Source organism: Mesorhizobium sp. DxT (assembly GCF_058448885.1).
Window position 1 is genome coordinate 213,562 of the sequence record NZ_JBZFLJ010000008.1, and the last position, 16,623, is coordinate 230,184.

21 protein-coding genes are annotated in these 16,623 nt (G+C 62.9%); 12 read left to right on the forward strand and 9 right to left on the reverse strand.

Annotation, left to right across the window (positions count from 1 at the left end):
• Window positions 1-21: 21 nt before the first annotated feature.
• The 9 genes from ACVJNE_RS16615 (at window position 22) to ACVJNE_RS16655 (ending at window position 6,677) form a co-directional block, all read left to right on the forward strand.
• Window positions 22-519: an NUDIX hydrolase gene (locus ACVJNE_RS16615; RefSeq protein WP_499567322.1), complete on the forward strand. Its 498-nt coding sequence runs from the start codon at window positions 22-24 to the stop codon at window positions 517-519.
• Between the two features lie 23 nt (window positions 520-542).
• Window positions 543-923 (forward strand): TIGR02301 family protein, encoded by a 381-nt coding sequence (locus tag ACVJNE_RS16620; protein WP_173190416.1) that lies wholly within the window; start codon window positions 543-545, stop codon window positions 921-923.
• Window positions 924-1,064: 141 nt separating this feature from the next.
• Window positions 1,065-1,322 (forward strand): hypothetical protein, encoded by a 258-nt coding sequence (locus tag ACVJNE_RS16625; RefSeq protein WP_173190414.1) that lies wholly within the window; start codon window positions 1,065-1,067, stop codon window positions 1,320-1,322.
• A gap of 103 nt (window positions 1,323-1,425) precedes the next feature.
• Window positions 1,426-2,244, forward strand: coding sequence for a hypothetical protein (locus tag ACVJNE_RS16630; protein WP_499567324.1), 819 nt, complete (start codon window positions 1,426-1,428; stop codon window positions 2,242-2,244).
• 74 nt (window positions 2,245-2,318) lie between these two features.
• Entirely contained in the window at window positions 2,319-3,200 is an 882-nt protein-coding gene (gene ygfZ, locus ACVJNE_RS16635; protein WP_499567326.1) for a CAF17-like 4Fe-4S cluster assembly/insertion protein YgfZ, read from the forward strand.
• On the forward strand, window positions 3,200-3,811 hold the full coding sequence (locus tag ACVJNE_RS16640; RefSeq protein WP_499567328.1) for an HD domain-containing protein: 612 nt from the start codon (window positions 3,200-3,202) through the stop codon (window positions 3,809-3,811). The genes ygfZ and ACVJNE_RS16640 overlap by 1 nt, the downstream gene beginning before the upstream one ends.
• Window positions 3,812-3,939: 128 nt before the next feature.
• Entirely contained in the window at window positions 3,940-4,818 is an 879-nt protein-coding gene (locus ACVJNE_RS16645; RefSeq protein ID WP_499567330.1) for a mechanosensitive ion channel family protein, read from the forward strand.
• Window positions 4,819-4,903: 85 nt separating this feature from the next.
• Complete coding sequence (locus ACVJNE_RS16650; RefSeq protein WP_499567332.1) at window positions 4,904-5,320, forward strand: LysM peptidoglycan-binding domain-containing protein; 417 nt, start codon at window positions 4,904-4,906, stop codon at window positions 5,318-5,320.
• Window positions 5,321-5,438: 118 nt separating this feature from the next.
• A complete protein-coding gene (locus ACVJNE_RS16655; RefSeq protein WP_499567334.1) occupies window positions 5,439-6,677 on the forward strand; it encodes an MFS transporter in 1,239 nt (412 codons plus the stop codon).
• A gap of 12 nt (window positions 6,678-6,689) precedes the next feature.
• Here the strand turns inward: ACVJNE_RS16655 and ACVJNE_RS16660 are convergent, their stop codons facing one another.
• Both ACVJNE_RS16660 and recO read right to left on the reverse strand, forming a co-directional pair.
• A complete protein-coding gene (locus ACVJNE_RS16660; RefSeq protein ID WP_368802668.1) occupies window positions 6,690-7,208 on the reverse strand; it encodes a PaaI family thioesterase in 519 nt (172 codons plus the stop codon).
• On the reverse strand, window positions 7,205-7,960 hold the full coding sequence (gene recO / locus ACVJNE_RS16665; RefSeq protein WP_499567336.1) for a DNA repair protein RecO: 756 nt from the start codon (window positions 7,958-7,960) through the stop codon (window positions 7,205-7,207). Before recO ends, ACVJNE_RS16660 begins: the two co-directional genes overlap by 4 nt.
• Before the next feature lie 88 nt (window positions 7,961-8,048).
• Between recO and ACVJNE_RS16670 the strand changes: the two genes are divergently transcribed.
• The gene (locus tag ACVJNE_RS16670; protein WP_499567338.1) at window positions 8,049-8,960 is read left to right on the forward strand and encodes a bifunctional helix-turn-helix transcriptional regulator/GNAT family N-acetyltransferase; all 912 of its coding nucleotides are present in this window, start codon (window positions 8,049-8,051) and stop codon (window positions 8,958-8,960) included.
• On the opposite strand, the gene era is transcribed toward ACVJNE_RS16670, so the two are convergent.
• The 7 genes from era to ACVJNE_RS16705 form a co-directional block, all read right to left on the reverse strand.
• On the reverse strand, window positions 8,961-9,881 hold the full coding sequence (gene era, locus ACVJNE_RS16675) for a GTPase Era (RefSeq protein ID WP_499567340.1): 921 nt from the start codon (window positions 9,879-9,881) through the stop codon (window positions 8,961-8,963).
• A complete protein-coding gene (rnc, locus tag ACVJNE_RS16680) occupies window positions 9,881-10,609 on the reverse strand; it encodes a ribonuclease III (RefSeq protein ID WP_421929515.1) in 729 nt (242 codons plus the stop codon). The genes era and rnc overlap by 1 nt, the downstream gene beginning before the upstream one ends.
• A gap of 15 nt (window positions 10,610-10,624) precedes the next feature.
• On the reverse strand, window positions 10,625-11,374 hold the full coding sequence (lepB, locus tag ACVJNE_RS16685; protein ID WP_368802663.1) for a signal peptidase I: 750 nt from the start codon (window positions 11,372-11,374) through the stop codon (window positions 10,625-10,627).
• A gap of 67 nt (window positions 11,375-11,441) precedes the next feature.
• Complete coding sequence (gene acpS, locus ACVJNE_RS16690) at window positions 11,442-11,843, reverse strand: holo-ACP synthase (protein ID WP_499567343.1); 402 nt, start codon at window positions 11,841-11,843, stop codon at window positions 11,442-11,444.
• Between the two features lie 11 nt (window positions 11,844-11,854).
• Window positions 11,855-14,092, reverse strand: coding sequence for a RelA/SpoT family protein (locus tag ACVJNE_RS16695; RefSeq protein ID WP_379015634.1), 2,238 nt, complete (start codon window positions 14,090-14,092; stop codon window positions 11,855-11,857).
• A 112-nt stretch (window positions 14,093-14,204) separates the two neighbouring features.
• Entirely contained in the window at window positions 14,205-14,603 is a 399-nt protein-coding gene (gene rpoZ, locus ACVJNE_RS16700; protein ID WP_173190395.1) for a DNA-directed RNA polymerase subunit omega, read from the reverse strand.
• Between the two features lie 125 nt (window positions 14,604-14,728).
• Window positions 14,729-15,160, reverse strand: a complete 432-nt coding sequence (locus ACVJNE_RS16705) for a DUF305 domain-containing protein (protein WP_499567345.1) — start codon at window positions 15,158-15,160, stop codon at window positions 14,729-14,731.
• A 200-nt stretch (window positions 15,161-15,360) separates the two neighbouring features.
• On the opposite strand from ACVJNE_RS16705, the gene ACVJNE_RS16710 reads away from it, so the two are divergent.
• Together ACVJNE_RS16710 and ACVJNE_RS16715 are read left to right on the forward strand one after the other, a co-directional pair.
• Window positions 15,361-15,945, forward strand: coding sequence for a LabA-like NYN domain-containing protein (locus ACVJNE_RS16710; protein ID WP_173190391.1), 585 nt, complete (start codon window positions 15,361-15,363; stop codon window positions 15,943-15,945).
• Window positions 15,945-16,610, forward strand: a complete 666-nt coding sequence (locus ACVJNE_RS16715) for a uracil-DNA glycosylase (RefSeq protein ID WP_499567347.1) — start codon at window positions 15,945-15,947, stop codon at window positions 16,608-16,610. Before ACVJNE_RS16710 ends, ACVJNE_RS16715 begins: the two co-directional genes overlap by 1 nt.
• Window positions 16,611-16,623: the final 13 nt, after the last annotated feature.

Sequence of the window (16,623 nt, forward strand, 5' to 3'; positions counted from 1 at the left end):
TCTGAACGCGCGGGAAACCGCGTGCAACCCGAACCGGAAGCGGTTCTGGAAATGGATGCGGTTTTCCCCGACCAACAGACGGATACCGGACCGGACATGAAACATAGACCGCTGAGCGCCGTTTCAGCCGCGATCTTTCATGACGGCCGGTTTTTGCTCGTGCGGCGCGGCAGAGCACCTGCCAAGGGGCTCTACGCCTTTCCCGGAGGCAGGGTCGAGCAAGGAGAGAGCCTTGCGGATGCGGTTCGACGCGAGGTGATGGAAGAAACCGGCGCGACGCTTGCCGGCGTCGACCATCTGGTCGACCTCGACATTGTCGCCGAAGACGACACCGATCGTGTCGAGTTCGTGCTCAGCGTCCATATCGCGGGCTTTGCCGGCGGCGACATCGCGCCCGGAGACGACGCCGATGCGGTTGCCTGGCTCACAGTCGACGAGATGGCGCGTCTGCCGCTCGCCGGCTCCGTGCTGGAGATCGCGCGGCAGATTGCGGAAGAACAAGCGTCTTGCGGCAGCTAGCATATTCAGCGAGACATTCAGCCATGAACGTACTCGCCACACGCCTGATACCGCTGTTTCTCGGCGCCCTGCTTTTCACCGGCGTGCCCGCTGCGCGCGCGGCCGAATCGCCTTTCGAGGGTCAGTTGATCCGCCTCGCCGAGATTCTGGGTTCGCTGCATTACCTGCGCAACCTGTGTGGGGAGAGCGGCTATGAGTGGCGCGACCGGATGCAGGCGCTGCTCGAAGCTGAAGACCCGGACGACACCCGCCGGGCGCGCTTCGTCGCCAGCTTCAACCACGGCTATCGCACTTTCGAAGGCACCTACGCGACCTGCACGGACTCTGCGATCGAGGCAATCGACCGCTACATGAAGGAGGGCGAGGCGCTGACGCGCGATACTGCAACACGGTTCGGAAATTAACCGTATCTGGACGGGATTTAGGAATAAGTTAACTTTTAAGTAATTGGGGCGGCGCGCGCCGCATTTCCTGTGCTAGAAGCCTTAATGGGACATTAAAGGGACTGCGTCGGTCAGATTCGGCGACAGCTACGGGTGGATTGAATGGATCGAGGGCTCAGCGACATCGACGTGCTGATTCGCGAGGAAAAGCGCCTCACTGCGGTCGAGAGCTACGAAGACGCATGGGCGGAAGGCCGTGCAGCCGGGATCGAGCCGGAAATCATGGCCGATGCCGCAATTGCCACGGCACTGGGCGAACTGATGCGCACGGCCGGAGAAACGGGCGCGCTCGCGTTGCTGGAGCGGATGCGCGAACGCCTCGTAGCGGGCGAGTTTGAGCCCGAACTGCGCATCCACTGACGCCCGCATTCATCTGAAGTGTTGCAGCGCCGCATCCCGCGGTGCGGTGATTTGCACTATAGTCGGGTCAAGTAGGCACTCTTGCAGGGAGCGACGGCGACCCATGGCGACCAGCCGTGACCCACTTTTTGGCTATCAGGCAGCGCGTTTCGGCGCGGCGGCCGGCTTTGTGATGCTGGCGATGGCCCTTGCCGCGCCTCAAGCGTTCGCGCTGAGCGAGATTCAGCGTGAGGACGTGCCGGTTTCGGAGGAAGAGGAAAATGGTTCCGGCGAAATCCAGCGCGAGGAGCTTCCGCCGCCCGCTCCCGTAGAGGAGAGCGAACCGGTGCCGAGCGAGGAAAGCCAGCCTGCCCCGCCGCCGGCCGATATGTCGGTGCCCCTGCCCGACCCAATCGTCATTCCCCGTGACCCACAGCCCACCGACGTCGAAAGCGGAGCCGGGCAGGACGAACCGGTTCCTGAAATTCTCTACGATGTGGAACTGCTGCCCGAACCGGTGCAGCGCATGCGTGCGCTGATCATGGAGGCGTGCGCTTCCGGCGACATCGAACGGCTGCGCCCACTGCTGAGCGGTGGCGAGAACGGAACGCAGCTCTCTTTCGGGCAGGTTTCCGGCGATCCCATCGAGCACCTGCGCGGGCTTTCCGGCGACGACAAGGGGCACGAAATCCTTGCCATCCTCTACGAGGTGCTGGCGGCGGGCTACGTGCGGCTGGACGAAGGAGAGCCGGGCGAGATGTATGTCTGGCCGTATTTCTTCGCAGTGCCGCTGGAAAACCTCACCGACCCGCAGCGGGTGGAGCTCTTCAAGCTGGTGACGGCGGGCGACTACGAGGACATGAAGAATTTCGGGGCCTATATATTCTACCGCATCGGCATCTCGCCGGAAGGCCGCTGGATCTTCTTCGTGGCAGGAGACTGACCCGCAGCACACTTGCCCGCGCCTCCCGAGGCGCTTAGGTAAGACGGCGTCATCACCGCAAATCAGGCCGTCTTATGCCGACAGCACTCCTCTCCAGCCGTTCCGTGATTCTCGTCAACGGGCCGGACGCGGAACATTTCCTCCAGAACATCCTGACGACCGACCTCGACCGGCTCGGTGAGGGCGAGCTCAAACCCGGCGCGCTTCTGTCGCCTCAGGGCAAGATTCTGTTCGACTTCCTGATCTCGCGCGACGGCGAAACCGGTTTTCGCCTGGATTGTCGCTCCGACCTTGCCGACGACTTCGTGAAACGACTGACGCTCTACAAGCTGCGGGCAAAGGCGGAAATCAGCAAACAGGATCAAGCGGATATCGCAGTTTACTGGGGCGATGAATCGGGCGGCTCACAAACCGATTCATCGGCAGCCGTCGCCGATTGGCTGGTCGACCAACGTTTCCCCACATCCGCAAAGGTGCTGCGGCGCTACGGGACTCCGGCCAGCGCCGATGCGAGCGAGCAGGAATGGACGGGCATGCGCATCGCCAACGGCGTTGCCGAAAGCGGAGAGGATTTTGCCGCCGGTGACGCCTTTCCGCATGATGTGCTGCTGGATCTGTCCGGCGGCGTCGGTTTCGGCAAGGGATGCTATATCGGCCAGGAAGTCGTCTCGCGCATGCAGCATCGCGGCACCGCGCGACGCCGGGTGATGCTGGTCGAGGCGGCGGACGAGCTTCCCGACAGTGGAACGGAGCTTCGCGTCAACGATCGCCCGATCGGCACACTTGGCAGTTCCAAGGGAACCGCTGGTCTCGCCATCGTGCGCATCGACCGGGTAAAGGATGCGCTCGACGCCGGCCAGCCGGTCATGGCCGGCGACGTCGCCGTAACACTCTCGATTCCGGCATGGGCAAGCTACACGCTGCCACAGGACAAGACAGACGCGGAGCAGTCGTAATGGCCGACAAGCCGTCGGCCCCGCCGCGCGCCTGGCAGCGCATGCTTTCCGGGCGTCGGCTTGACCTGCTCGACCCCTCGCCGCTGGACGTGGAAATCGTCGACATTGCACATGGGCTGGCGCGCGTGGCGCGCTGGAACGGCCAGACCCGTGGCGACCATGCTTTCTCGGTGGCTCAGCATTCGCTGCTGGTAGAAGAAATCTTCGCCCGCGCCGCGCCTGCCTGCTCTGCCGAAGAAAGGCTTGCCGCGCTGCTGCATGACAGCCCCGAATACGTGATCGGCGACATGATCTCGCCCTTCAAGTCGGTCGTTGGCGGCGGATACAAGGAGGTGGAGGCCCGGCTGCAGCGCGCGATTCATCTGCGTTTCTCGCTTCCACCGCTGCTGACCGAGCGATTGAAGAAGGCGATCAAGCGCGCCGATCACGTGGCGGCTTGGTTCGAGGCGACGCAGCTTGCAGGCTTCTCGGAACAGGAAGCTGCAAAGTTTTTTGGGCGGCCGCGCGGGCTCAGCAGCGACGGACTGGCGCTCGAGCCGGTGCCGGCAAAGGTCGCGCAGAAAGCGTTTGTCAGGCGCTTCAGCGAGATCGAGAAGCTGCGCGGTCGATAAGGCCAGCCTCCCCGTCGGGGTCGATCAACCCGGCGTTTCGCTGAAATTTTCTGGGCTTCGGGCGCAACCGCACCAAGTCTGTGCTAATTAGCCCAAGCGAAACCAGATGAAAGGACGAGGCTGAACTCATGGAAGAACTTCAGACCAGAACCGCGGATATGATGGATGCCGGCCAGGTTGCACTGCTCCGGCTCAGCGAGCTGGGAGTGACCTATTCCTTCTCAATCCTCGGTGCGATCCTCCTCATCATCGGCGGCTATATCGTTGCCAATGTCGCGCAGCGATCGGTCTATGGGGCTCTGGGCCGCTTCCGCGGGTTCGACGAGACATTGAGGAAGTTCTTCTCGCAGATCGTACGCTACGCGATCCTTATCCTGGTCGGCATCACCGTGCTGGCCCAGTTCGGCGTTCAGACGGCCAGCATCATCGCAGCCCTTGGCGCGATCGGCCTGGCCATCGGCCTGGCGCTGCAGGGAACCCTCCAGAACATCGCCGCGGGCATCATGCTGCTCGCGCTGCGCCCGTTCCGCGTGGGCGAGTACATCGATGCAGGCAGTGTTTCCGGCACGATCCAGGAAATCGGGCTTTTCGCCACGGAGTTGAAAACGCTCGACGGGCTCTTCGTCCTGTCTCCCAACAGCGAACTCTGGAACACGCCCGTCACCAACTACTCCCGCAACCCGCTGCGCAGGAACGACCTGACCATCGGCATCGGCTATGACGACGACATCGACCTGGCATTTGACATCATGACCGGGGTGATCGGTGGCGACGAGCGCGTGCTTTCCGATCCCGCACCCGACGTATTCGTTTCACAACTTGGCGACAGCGCGGTCGATGTGACGATCCGCTACTGGACCAGCACGCCTAACTGGTGGCCGGCCAAGCTCGAATTCACCAAGCGGATCAAGCACCTCTTCGACGAAAAGGGCATCTCGATCCCGTTCCCGCAGCGCAGTGTCCATTATGTCGGGCAGCCGCAAGGCGATGCGCTGCCGGCCGACTGAGCCGCCGAAACCCAAGGGCGGAGCCTGCGCCATATTTCCGCTGCCGAAATTCCGCTATGGTCGCGAGATGAAGTCGCGGATACATATGGCGATGGTCGCCGCCCTGCTGCTTGGCGGTGCACCCGCTGGCGCGGCCAGCCTTTGCCCCGGGCGGGTGCTCATATCCTATGGCGACACGCTGAGTTCCATCGCCAATGCCTGCGGTATCAGCGTCGCTGCGCTGCGAAGCGCCAATCCTGGCCTGAGCGCGGCGAACCTGCGCGCGGGAATGTCGATCACCGTGCCACGGCCGGCGCTCCCTTCCCCCATGGCCGAAACGAACCGGCCGCTGGTGCGTATCGCCCCACCGCTGGTTCCGCCGGCCATCGGCGGCGGTGGCTCGTCAACGGTGATCCTTCCACCAGAGCCGCTGCCCGTGCCGCAGCAGCATATCCTGCGCGGTTTCGGCGACAAACCGGGCCAGCTCCCGCTGCCGCCCGGCCATTCCAGCCCGTTCAACTGAGCAGCGACGCGCGAACTGTTCAAGCTTCAACAGAATTGAAGTGTTCATCGCTTCTATTCATTTCCACAAAAGCCGGTTGTGGCCTAGCTTGCGTTCTCTTTCGTTCGGGAATCCCAGCATGTCCAAGACCGCTTCCGCTCAATCCGGTGCGCCGAGCCTGCCCTGGCTTATCATCATCTGCGGGTGCCTGATCGCCGCGATAACCTTCGGGCCGCGTTCGGCCATGGGCTTCTTCCAGTTGCCGATGCTGGCGGAAAAGGGCTGGGACCGCACCACATTCGGGCTGGCGATGGCGATCCAGAACATTGCATGGGGGCTTGGAACGCCGATCTTCGGCGCGCTGGCCGACAAGTTCGGCACCTGGCGCGTGCTGGCGCTTTCGGGCGTGATGTACGCTGCCGGGCTGGTGATGATGGCCAATTCGGATTCGGTTGCGATGCTGCATCTGGGCGGCGGCGTGCTTGTGGGCCTGGGCGTTGCCTCGGGCTCTTTCGGGATCGTGCTTGCCGCCTTCGCCCGCAATGTCGCTCCGGAGCAGCGCAGTTTCGCCTTCGGGCTCGGAACGGCCGCCGGGTCCGCCGGCATGTTCCTGTTCGCGCCGCTCAGCCAGGGGCTGATCTCCGCCTATGGATGGTACGATACGCTGGTCGTCATGAGCGTAATGATGCTCATCATCCCGGTGCTTGCAATTCCCCTGCGCGGCAACTCGTCAAGCGGCTCAGCGCAACAGGCGACCTACCGTCAGACGGCGGGCGAGGCGCTGCGGGAAGCGCTCGGCCATCGCAGCTATCTGCTTCTGGTCTCAGGGTTCTTCGTCTGCGGCTTCCAGGTCGCGTTCATTACAGCGCACTTTCCAGCCTATATCTCCGATATCGGCATCGACGCGCGCTATGCTGTGATCGCGCTGGCGCTGATCGGCTTTTTCAACATCATCGGCTCACTATCGGCCGGCTATATCGGCCAGCGCTATTCCAAGCCGATGTTCCTGGTCTGGATCTATATCGGCCGCTCAGTGCTCGTGACAGCATTCCTGCTGCTGCCGCAGACGCCGGCGACCGTGGTCACGTTCTCGATCCTCATGGGGTTGCTGTGGCTTTCGACCGTGCCACCGACCAACTCGCTCGTGGCGATCATGTTCGGTACCGCGCATCTGGGCATGCTGGGCGGGGTGGTGTTCTTCTCACACCAGATCGGCTCCTTTCTGGGCGTGTGGCTGGGCGGCTATCTCTACGACGCTTTCGGCACTTACGACCCGGTCTGGTGGCTTGGTGTGCTGCTCGGCCTGTTCGCTGCGGTCGTCCATTGGCCCATCAAGGAACGGCCAGTCGACCGTCCCACCCTGCAGCCGGCCGAATAAGCCCGGTCGAGCCTAGCGCGGAGCCAGGTTCGCGAGCGGAAAGATCGAGCAGGTCTCTGTACCAAAAGCGAGCAGCCGGCCGTTGGCGTCGGTGAGTCGCGCTTCGGAGACGGCCAGCGTGCGGCCCTTGTGCACGACCTTGCCCTCGCAGGTGACCTCGCCAGTGTCCGGCGTGATCGGCCTTGTGTAGTTGATCTTCATTTCCGCTGTCGAATAGGCCTCGCCGGCCTTGAGCAGGGTGTGGACGCAGCAGCCGAGAGCGGAATCCATTACCGTCGCTGCCCAGCCGCCATGAACGCCGCCAAGCGGATTGAGGTGCTGCATTCCGGGCACGCCCTTGAACACCGCCCTGCCCTCGCCAACTTCGACCAGCGCGAAGTTCATGCGCTCGGCGATGGGCGGCGCCGGATACTCACCGGCAACCACGCGGCTCAACGCTTCGATACCGCTAAGCGTGGCCATGTCGGCGTGCGGGATCGTGCCGAGGCCGAGGCGAGCCACATGACCGGGGAACAGTTCGATTGCGTTCATGCAGCGTTTTCTCCATTGCCGGCCGATGCAAGTTGTTTGCGAAGTGCGGCCAGGAAGCCAAGGCGCGCCTCCGGCTCTTCCAGCCCACGCGGCTCATAGACATTGCGGGCAAAGAAGAAGCCGGTGAGCCGAAAGGCATCCTCCATTGCTGCCAGATCGGCCCGCAGGCCCGATCCGCGGCGCAGGAAGGCAGGCAGTGCCAAGAGGCGGTCGGCCCACGGCGCGCCGGCGGCGCGGCTGACCGCACGGCCGGTCTTGGGCGAGACATAGACCAGGTCGTCGCTGCCGCCGGTGGCGGCGCAGCGGGCAAGATCGAGGCCGAAGCCGAGTTCGTCCAGGATGAGGAGTTCGAAACGCACCACCAGTTCGGCGGCGGATGCCGGATCCTCGAGATGCTCGATCAGCAGATTCAGCGTCTCGTAGAGATTGGCATGAGGATCGCGCTCCGGCAGAAGCCGCAGATGGCCGGCAATCGTCTGGAGGCCATAGACGGCACAGGCGCTGTCGAACAGGCGTGCAGCGTGCAGTTCGAGCGGCTCCACCTGGTAAAGGCCGAGGTGCTCGTCCAGCCGGGCACGCCAGATGACGTCGATGCGGTTTCCGGGCTGAAGCAGCGGTTGCATGCGCCGCGACCGGCCGCCGCGCACCATGCCGAGATGCCGGCCGTGGGCGCGGGTCATCACTTCCAGGATGACACTCGTTTCACCGTGCCGCCTGGTTCCCAGAACGATTCCTTCGTCGCGCCATTCCATCGCAGGAGCCTTCCACCAACACGGTGCGAAATTCAAGGCGGACGAGCCAGCCTCTTGCCATTGCCATATATCTGACTAAAGTCAAATAATGGATCGTTCAGCTATCTCCTGCGTTCGCAGTTTCAACCGGCTCTTCACGCTGCGCGTCGGCGCGCTCAACGACAGCTATCTCGGGCTCGGGCGGCCGCTCGGGCTTGCCCGGCTGTTGTTCGAGGTAGGACCGGACGGTGCAGACCTGCAGGACTTGCGCGAAAGACTTGGGCTCGATTCCGGTTATATCAGCCGGCTGCTGAAGACGCTGACCGACGACGGGCTCGCCGTCGTCGAAGCCGACCCCGTCGACCGGCGGCGCAGGCGCGTGGAACTTACCAAAGTCGGCAGGGCCGAATGGAATGCCTATGACGCGCTTTCCGACGACTTCGCCCGATCGATGCTGCAACCACTCGGCGAAAGGCAGCGCGAACGACTGACCGTAGCCATGGCCGAGATCGAGCTGCTGCTGAACGCGGCATCGATCACCATCGCGCTGGAGCCAGAAGACAGCGAGGATGCGAAGCGATGCGTCGACGCCTATTTCCAGGAACTCGACCGGCGGTTCAAAAACGGGTTCGATCCGGGCAATGGCGGCTATGCGGGTGACACAAAGGATCGGGAAAGCCGAAGCTGGTTTCTCATCGCGCGCCGCGACGGGCAGCCTGTGGGATGCGGTGGGCTGAAGGCGCTGGATGCCACGACGGGCGAGATAAAGCGCATGTGGATCGCGCCAGATGCGCGCGGACTCGGCCTGTCCCGGCGGCTGCTGAACGAACTGGAGGGGTTGGCGCGCGAGGCCGGGATGACGCGCGTGCGGCTCGACACCAACGGGACGCTGAAGGAAGCGCAGGCGCTCTACCGCAAGGCCGGCTACCGCGAAATCGGCCGCTACAACGACAATCCCTATGCCGAACTGTGGTTCGAGAAGGACCTCGTCACCGAAGGACGGGAGACGTCCGCTGCCTGATCAGTGCGGGAACTCCAGCCCCATTTCACGATAGCGCTCCGGGTCATTGCCCCAGTTTTCGCGAACCTTGACGAACAGGAACAGATGCACGGGCTGCTCGAGGATTTCGCCGATCTCCTTGCGGGACGCCTGGCCGATGGCGCGGATCGTCTCGCCCTTGTGGCCGAGAACGATCTTCTTCTGGCTGTCGCGCTCGACGTAGATGACCTGCTCGATGCGAACCGACCCGTCCTTCTTCTCCTCCCACTTCTCGGTCTCGACGTGGGAGGAATATGGCAGCTCCTGATGCAGCCGCAGGTACAGTTTCTCGCGGGTGATCTCTGCTGCGAGCTGGCGCATCGGCAGGTCCGAAATCTGGTCTTCCGGGTAATACCAGGGCCCCTCGGGCAGGCGCTTGGCGAGATAATCGAGAAGGTCGCGGCAACCCGAACCCGTCAGCGCCGAAATCATGAAGGTCCGCTCGAAATCGGCGCGTTCATTTGCCTCTGCGGTGAGTTTGAGCAACTTCTCGGGCTTGACCCGGTCGACCTTGTTGAGGATGAGGATTTTCGGCTGGCGCACATTGGCGAGGTTTTCAAGCATCGCCTCGGCGTCACCCCTGATGCCGCGCTCCGCATCGATTAGCACCACCACGACGTCGGCATCCTTGGCGCCTCCCCAGGCGGTGGTGACCATGGCCTGGTCGAGCCGGCGGCGGGGCTTGAAGATGCCCGGCGTATCGACGAACACGATCTGCGCGTTGTCGTGTGTCGCGATGCCCCGCACGACGGCGCGCGTGGTCTGCACTTTGTGCGTGACGATCGATACCTTGGCGCCGACGAGCTGGTTGACGAGCGTTGACTTGCCTGCGTTCGGCGCGCCGATCAGCGCAACGAAGCCGGAGCGGGTCTCCGCCGGTGCTGCCAGATTTTCGTCGCTCATCAATCCGTCTCCTGGGCCCACACGCCCTCGCGCAGCAGCATCGCGGCAGCCGCCGCCTGCTCGGCTTCGCGCTTCGACCTGCCCGACCCCGTGGCAGGCGCAACGCCGGCTATCTTTACCGACACGTCGAAGACCGGATCATGATCCGGTCCCTCGCGCCTGTCGATCACATAAAGCGGCGACGCCTTGGCCACCTGATGCGCCCATTCCTGCAACTCCGTCTTGGCATCGCGCCGCGCCGCCGTCGGCGCTTTCGAACGCTTCTCCCAATGCCGACGAATGAACGCGCGCGCTGCCTCCAACCCCCCATCGAGATAGATCGCCGCGATCAGCGCCTCCATGACGTCAGCGCGCAGGTTGACCTGCTTTCGGCCAGCCAAGCCGCGGAGTTCGCTGCCGATCTGTATAAGCCCTGAAAGGCCTACCTCGTCAGCGATCTCCGCAAGCGTTTCCGCGTTGACCAGCGCGTTGAGACGCAGCGAAAGTTCGCCTTCCGGCGCACCCGGATTTGCCTCGAAAACCATCTGTGCGACCACTAGGCCAAGCACCCGGTCGCCAAGGAATTCCAGCCGCTGGTAGTCGCTGCCTTCGGTACCCTTCGCGCTGGCGTGGGTCAGTGCGCGACGCAGAAGCGCGACATCGGCGAAGGAAAAGCCGCTGAAAGCCTCGATAGCGCTTACCAGTTCGGCGTCGCTTGCCTCAATACGCTTCTGGTTTCTTGCGGCCATCAAACCATGACCGCTTTACCGGACCATCGAGAAGAAGCGCGACGGTCTCAGATCGGTCGGCCACTTCCACAGTTCCAGCGGGCTAGAGCCGCCGGCGATGGAGAAGAAGATGATGTTGGCACGGCCGACGAGATGATCTTCCGGAACGAAGCCGACATTGAAGCGGCTGTCGGTGGAATTGTCGCGATTGTCGCCCATCATGAAATAGTGGCCGGCAGGAACAACGAATTCGCGGGTATTGTCGCCGATGCCCTCTGGCGTCAGATCGAGGGTGTCGTAGGAGACGCCATTCGGCAACGTCTCGCGCCATACTTCGACCGGGCGATTGACCTCGGTGATGTCCGGGTTGTTGATTTCGCCGACCTTCTCGCGTGGAACAGCGTCGCCATTGATGAAGAGCTGGCCGTCACGCATCTGCACGGTATCGCCGGGTAGGCCGATCACCCGCTTGATGTAGTCGAGCGACGGGTTGGGCGGGAACTTGAAGACAACCACGTCGCCGCGCTCCGGGTCCGAGCCGAAGATCCGGCCGGAGAACAGGTCGGGCGAAAATGGCAGCGAATGCTTGGAATAGCCGTAGGCCCACTTGGTCACGAACAGGTAGTCGCCTTCCAACAGCGTGGGGCGCATCGAGCCGGACGGGATCGAGAAAGGCTGGAACAGGAATGTGCGGATGACGAGCGCAAGCAGCAGCGCCTGCACGATGACGCTGACGGTCTCGCCAAACCCGCCCGATTTCTTCTGCGATTTATCGGCCACGCTCATTTTGTCCTCTGTTCGGTCGCGCCCCTCTTAGCCGCTCGCGCGGCGGCGGGCAACGCATAGCTGGCACTCAGCCCAACGGCCGCGCCTCGATGATGACGAAGGCCTGCGCCAAGGGGAAATCGTCGGTGATGGTAACGTGTACGAACGCCTCGTGACCGGCCGGGAGCATCTCGCCCAGACGCCGAGCGGCGCCGCCGGTCAGCGCCATGGTCGGCTTGCCGCCCGGCAGGTTCACGACACCCATGTCGCGCCAGAAGACGCCGCGCGCAAAGCCGGTGCCCAGCGCCTTGGAGCAGGCTTCCTTGGCGGCGAACCGCTTGGCATAGGAGGCAGCACGCTCCTTGCGGCGCTCCGACTTCTCGCGCTCGACGTCGGTAAAGACGCGGGCGATGAAGCGCTCAGGATGACGCTCCAGCGTCTTTTCGATCCGCCTTATGTCGATCAGGTCGCTGCCGATGCCGATGATCATGAGAGGTCCTGTCAGCCGTTGACGCGACGTGCTTCGCTGACGCTCGAATTGTCCTTGAGCTGGGAGAGCAGCCGGTTGAGGTGCTTGAGGTCCCAGACTTCCAGGTCGAAGACCATTTCGGTGAAGTCGGGCGCCGTCTGCACCATCGAGAGCGTATGAATGTTGGCGTCGTTGTTTGCGATCGTCTGGGCAATCGAAGCAAGCGATCCGGGCTCGTTTATGGCGGTTACCGAAACGCGCGCCGGGAAACGCTCCTTCATGTCCTCGTCGATGTCCCAGCGCACGTCGATCCAGCGCTCGGGCTGGTCGTCAAACGCGGTCAGCGATGGCGACTGGATCGGGTAGATGGTGATACCCGATCCCGGCTGCATGATGCCGACGATGCGATCTCCGGGCACTGCCCCTTCCGGCGCGAATGAAACCGGCAGGTCGCCGCGCACGCCACGGATCGGCACGGCCCCGCCGGCACCAGACACTTCCGCCTTGCGGCTCTTGCGCGCAGATGCGCGACCCGGGATCTGGAACAGCATGCCGGCTGCGTTGCGCAGGTTGAACCAGCCCTCCTCGCGCTCCTTCGCCGATTGGGTGACGCGCTCTTCCTTGTGCTCGGGGAAGACCGCCTTCATGACATCCGGCGAAGAGAGTTCGCCGCGCCCGACGGCCGCCAGCACGTCCTCGACCTCCTTGCGGGCAAGCCTGTGCAACACAGGCTTGAGCTGGTCCTTGGAAAAGGTCTTGCCGGCACGCTCGAAGGCGCGCTCGAGGATGCGCGCGCCGAGGCCCGAATACTGCTTGCGGATCGCGTTCTTGGTCGCACGGCGGATGGCCGAGCGCGCCTTGCCGGTGACGACGATCGATTCCCATGCGGCCGGCGGCACCTGCGCCTTGGAACGGATGATCTCGACCTCGTCGCCGTTTTTCAGCTCGGTCATCAGCGGCATGATGCGACCGTTGACCTTGGCGCCGACGCAGGTGTCACCGACATCGGTGTGGACTGCATAGGCGAAGTCGATTGGCGTTGCGCCACGCGGCAGGGCGATCAACCTGCCCTTAGGCGTGAACGCGAAGACCTGATCCTGGAAAAGCTCCAGCTTGGTGTTTTCGAGGAACTCCTCGGGATTGTCTCCCTCCGACAGCGCCTCGATGGTCTGGCGTAGCCAGGCATAGGCGTTGGTATCCTTCGAAATGGTGTGGCCTGCCGCTTCGGTCTTGCTGCCATGGTCCTTGTAGATCGAATGCGCGGCAACGCCGTATTCGGCCACGGCATCCATGGCCTGGGTCCTGATCTGCAGTTCGACACGCTGGCGCGACGGGCCGACGATGGTGGTGTGGATCGACCGGTAATCGTTCTGCTTCGGCGTCGAAATGTAGTCCTTGAAGCGGCCCGGAACCATCGACCACCGTGTGTGGATGGCGCCCAGCGCCCGGTAACAATCCTCGATATTGGCGAGGATGACGCGGAAGCCGATCAGATCGGAGAGCTGCTCGAAGGAAATCGCCTTGGTTTCCATCTTGCGGAACACCGACCACGGCTTCTTGCGGCGGCTCTTCACCTCGGCGTAGAGCGCGTGCTCAACAAACAGTTCTGACAGCGCGTGCTCGATCTCGCCGACGACGCCCTTGTTGCGGTCGAAGAACTCGGCAAGACGCTCGGTCACGGCCTTATGCGCTTCCGGATTGATGTAGCGGAAGGCCAGTTCCTCCAGCTCTTCGCGCATGTCCTGCATGCCCATGCGGCCGGCGAGCGGCGCATAGATTTCCATCGTCTCCTCGGCGATGCGGAGCCGCTTTTCCGGCCGCATATGGTCGAGCGTCCGCATGTTGTGAAGGCGGTCGGCCAGCTTGACGAGCAGGACACGCACGTCGTCGGAAATCGCCAGAAGCAGCTTGCGGAGGTTTTCGGCCTGCTCGGCCTTCTTGGAGACGAGGTCGAGTTTCTTGAGCTTGGTCAGGCCTTCGACCAGCTTGCCCATGTCCGGCCCGAACAGGGTGTCGATCTCGGCGCGGGTAGCTGAGGTATCCTCGATCGTGTCGTGGAGCAGCGCGACGGCGATCGTGGCCTCGTCCATGCGCATGTCGGTGAGAATCGCAGCGACTTCAAGCGGATGCGAGAAATAGGGGTCGCCCGAAGCCCGCCGCTGATGGCCATGCTTCTGCATGGCATAGACATAGGCCTTGTTGAGCAGCGCCTCGTTGACGTCGGGCTTGTAGCGCTGAACGCGCTCGACAAGCTCGTACTGTCGCATCATGGGCGGAAATCCTGTCGCTCATACGAAGACATGCGCCGCGCAGGCCTGCGGGCGCATGTTCTAGATAGACACGATTGCGCCGCCGATAAAGTGGCGGCTGCTGTGCCAGCTATCAGAAATCGTCGCTCTTCTCCGGCGCAACGAGCCCCTCGATGCCGGCAAGCAGGTCTTCTTCCGACATGCGGTCGAAGGTGACGGCGTCGTCTTCAGACTCCGTCTCGACGGAAGCGACGGCAGTCGCATCCGCAAGCTCCGGCGCGTCGACGGCTTCGGGCTCGTCAACCTCGACGTGCTTCTGCAGCGAATGGATCAGGTCTTCCTTGAGATCGCCCGGGGAGAGCGTCTCGTCGGCGATCTCGCGAAGCGCGACCACGGGGTTCTTGTCGTTGTCGCGATCGATCGTGATCGCCGCGCCCTGGGAGATCTGGCGCGCACGATGTCCGGCCAGAAGAACCAGCTCGAAGCGGTTCTCGACCTTGTCGATGCAATCCTCAACGGTAACGCGGGCCATGTATCGCCCCTTTCATTGGTGGAATTGTCGGAGAGTTTGCCGGTCCATATCGCGAACGGCGCCGAAAAACAAGCTTCATGCACCGAACCGGCAAACCTTCCGAGCACGGCCGCTCAGACCGGCTGCTATTGGCCGTTCTTTTCCAACCAGGATTTCAGAAACGCGATCTCGCCCTCCTGCGCGGCGATGATCTCCTCGCTGAGCTTGACGAGTTCGGCATCGCCCTCGCCGCTTTCCAGATATGCCTCTGCCATGTCGATGGCGCTCTGGTGATGCGGAATCATCATCAGAGCGAAGTCGACGCCCGGCTTGCCGGTCATCTCCATCGTGGTCATGTCGTCGTTCATCTTGGTCATTGCGTCCATATAGGCCCCTGAGGCCCCTTCCATCGAGGCTGAACCGTGACCACCGTGCGCGGTCTGGGCTTGAGCGCCGAAAACAGCCAGACCGCAGGCAAAGACGATCGCGCCGAGCGAAGTGAGGATGCGGGACATCGAAAACTCCATTTTTTCAAGGGACAATTGACGGCATGCGGCTTCCACCTGCTGGAAGGTCAAGCCGAAAGTCCCACAGCCTCGCCACTTCGCGTAATCGTGATCCAAATCGCCTCGGGGCGCGGTTGATCCCCTTGGAATGAACAGAGTGCGGCGTTATCTCATTTGGTAGCGGGTCTCAAACAACGTTCAGATTACCAAACGACGTTGCCACAGGCTCGACGTTTCAGACGGCTTGTATTGATGACCAAGGATATTTCAGCATGTTCGACCCTCGCGAGAAGATCGCACTCTTCATAGACGGCGCCAATCTCTACGCAACTTCCAGGTCGCTGGGCTTCGACATCGACTACCGCAAGTTGCTCGCAAACTTCCAGAAACGCGGTTACCTGCTGCGCGCCTACTACTACACGGCGCTGGTGGAGGATCAGGAATATTCATCGATCCGCCCGCTGATCGACTGGCTCGACTACAATGGCTACATGGTGGTGACGAAGCCGGCCAAGGAATTCACCGATGCCACGGGCCGCCGTAAAATCAAAGGCAACATGGACATCGAACTGACCGTCGAAGCGCTGGAGCTTGCGGACGTCGTCGACCATTACGTCATCTTTTCCGGCGACGGGGATTTCCGCACGCTTGTCGAGGCGCTGCAGCGCAAGGGCCGCAAGGTCTCCATCGTGTCCACCATGGCATCGCAGCCGCCAATGATCTCGGATGACCTTCGACGCCAGGCCGATCATTTCATCGATCTTGCATCGCTGAAGAACGAGATCGGCCGCGAGCCTGGCGAACGCCCCGCGCGCCGACCCGATCCCGAGCAGGACGACGGCGAAGACGATCTGTGATGGCGCCGAAATCTGCCGCGTGCGCGGAACCGGGCCGCGATTGTCCGCTCTGCCCACGCCTTCATTCCTTCATCGCGCTGTGGCGCGCCCGCGAGCCAGACTGGTTCAACGCACCGGTGCCCACCTTCGAGGCGGCCGGCGGCGACGAGACTGTGCGGTTTCTTATTGTCGGGCTGGCCCCGGGTTTGCGGGGCGCCAACCGGACCGGGCGTCCCTTTACCGGGGACTATGCCGGCGACCTGCTCTATTCGACGCTTTCGCGCTTCGGCTTCTCGCGCGGCGAGTTCAAGGCCCGACCGGATGACGGGGTGCAACTCATCGAGACCGCGCTGACCAATGCGGTGCGCTGCGTGCCGCCGGAAAACAAGCCGGTCGGCGCGGAGATCAACACCTGCCGGAATTTCCTGACGCCGACGATCCAGCGCTTTCCCAATCTTCGCGCCATTCTCACCCTCGGCACGATCGCTCACCAGTCGACCGTGCGCGCGCTGGGCCAGCGCGTTGCAGCCTATCCGTTCGCCCACGGCGCGGCGCAGGATGTCGGCACGATCCGCTTGTTCTCGAGCTATCACTGCTCGCGGTACAACACCAATACCGGCCGGCTGACTGAAGAGATGTTCGTCAGCGTTTTCAAGGACGTTCGGGATTTTCTTGATAGGGACTAGGCCGGCTCACATG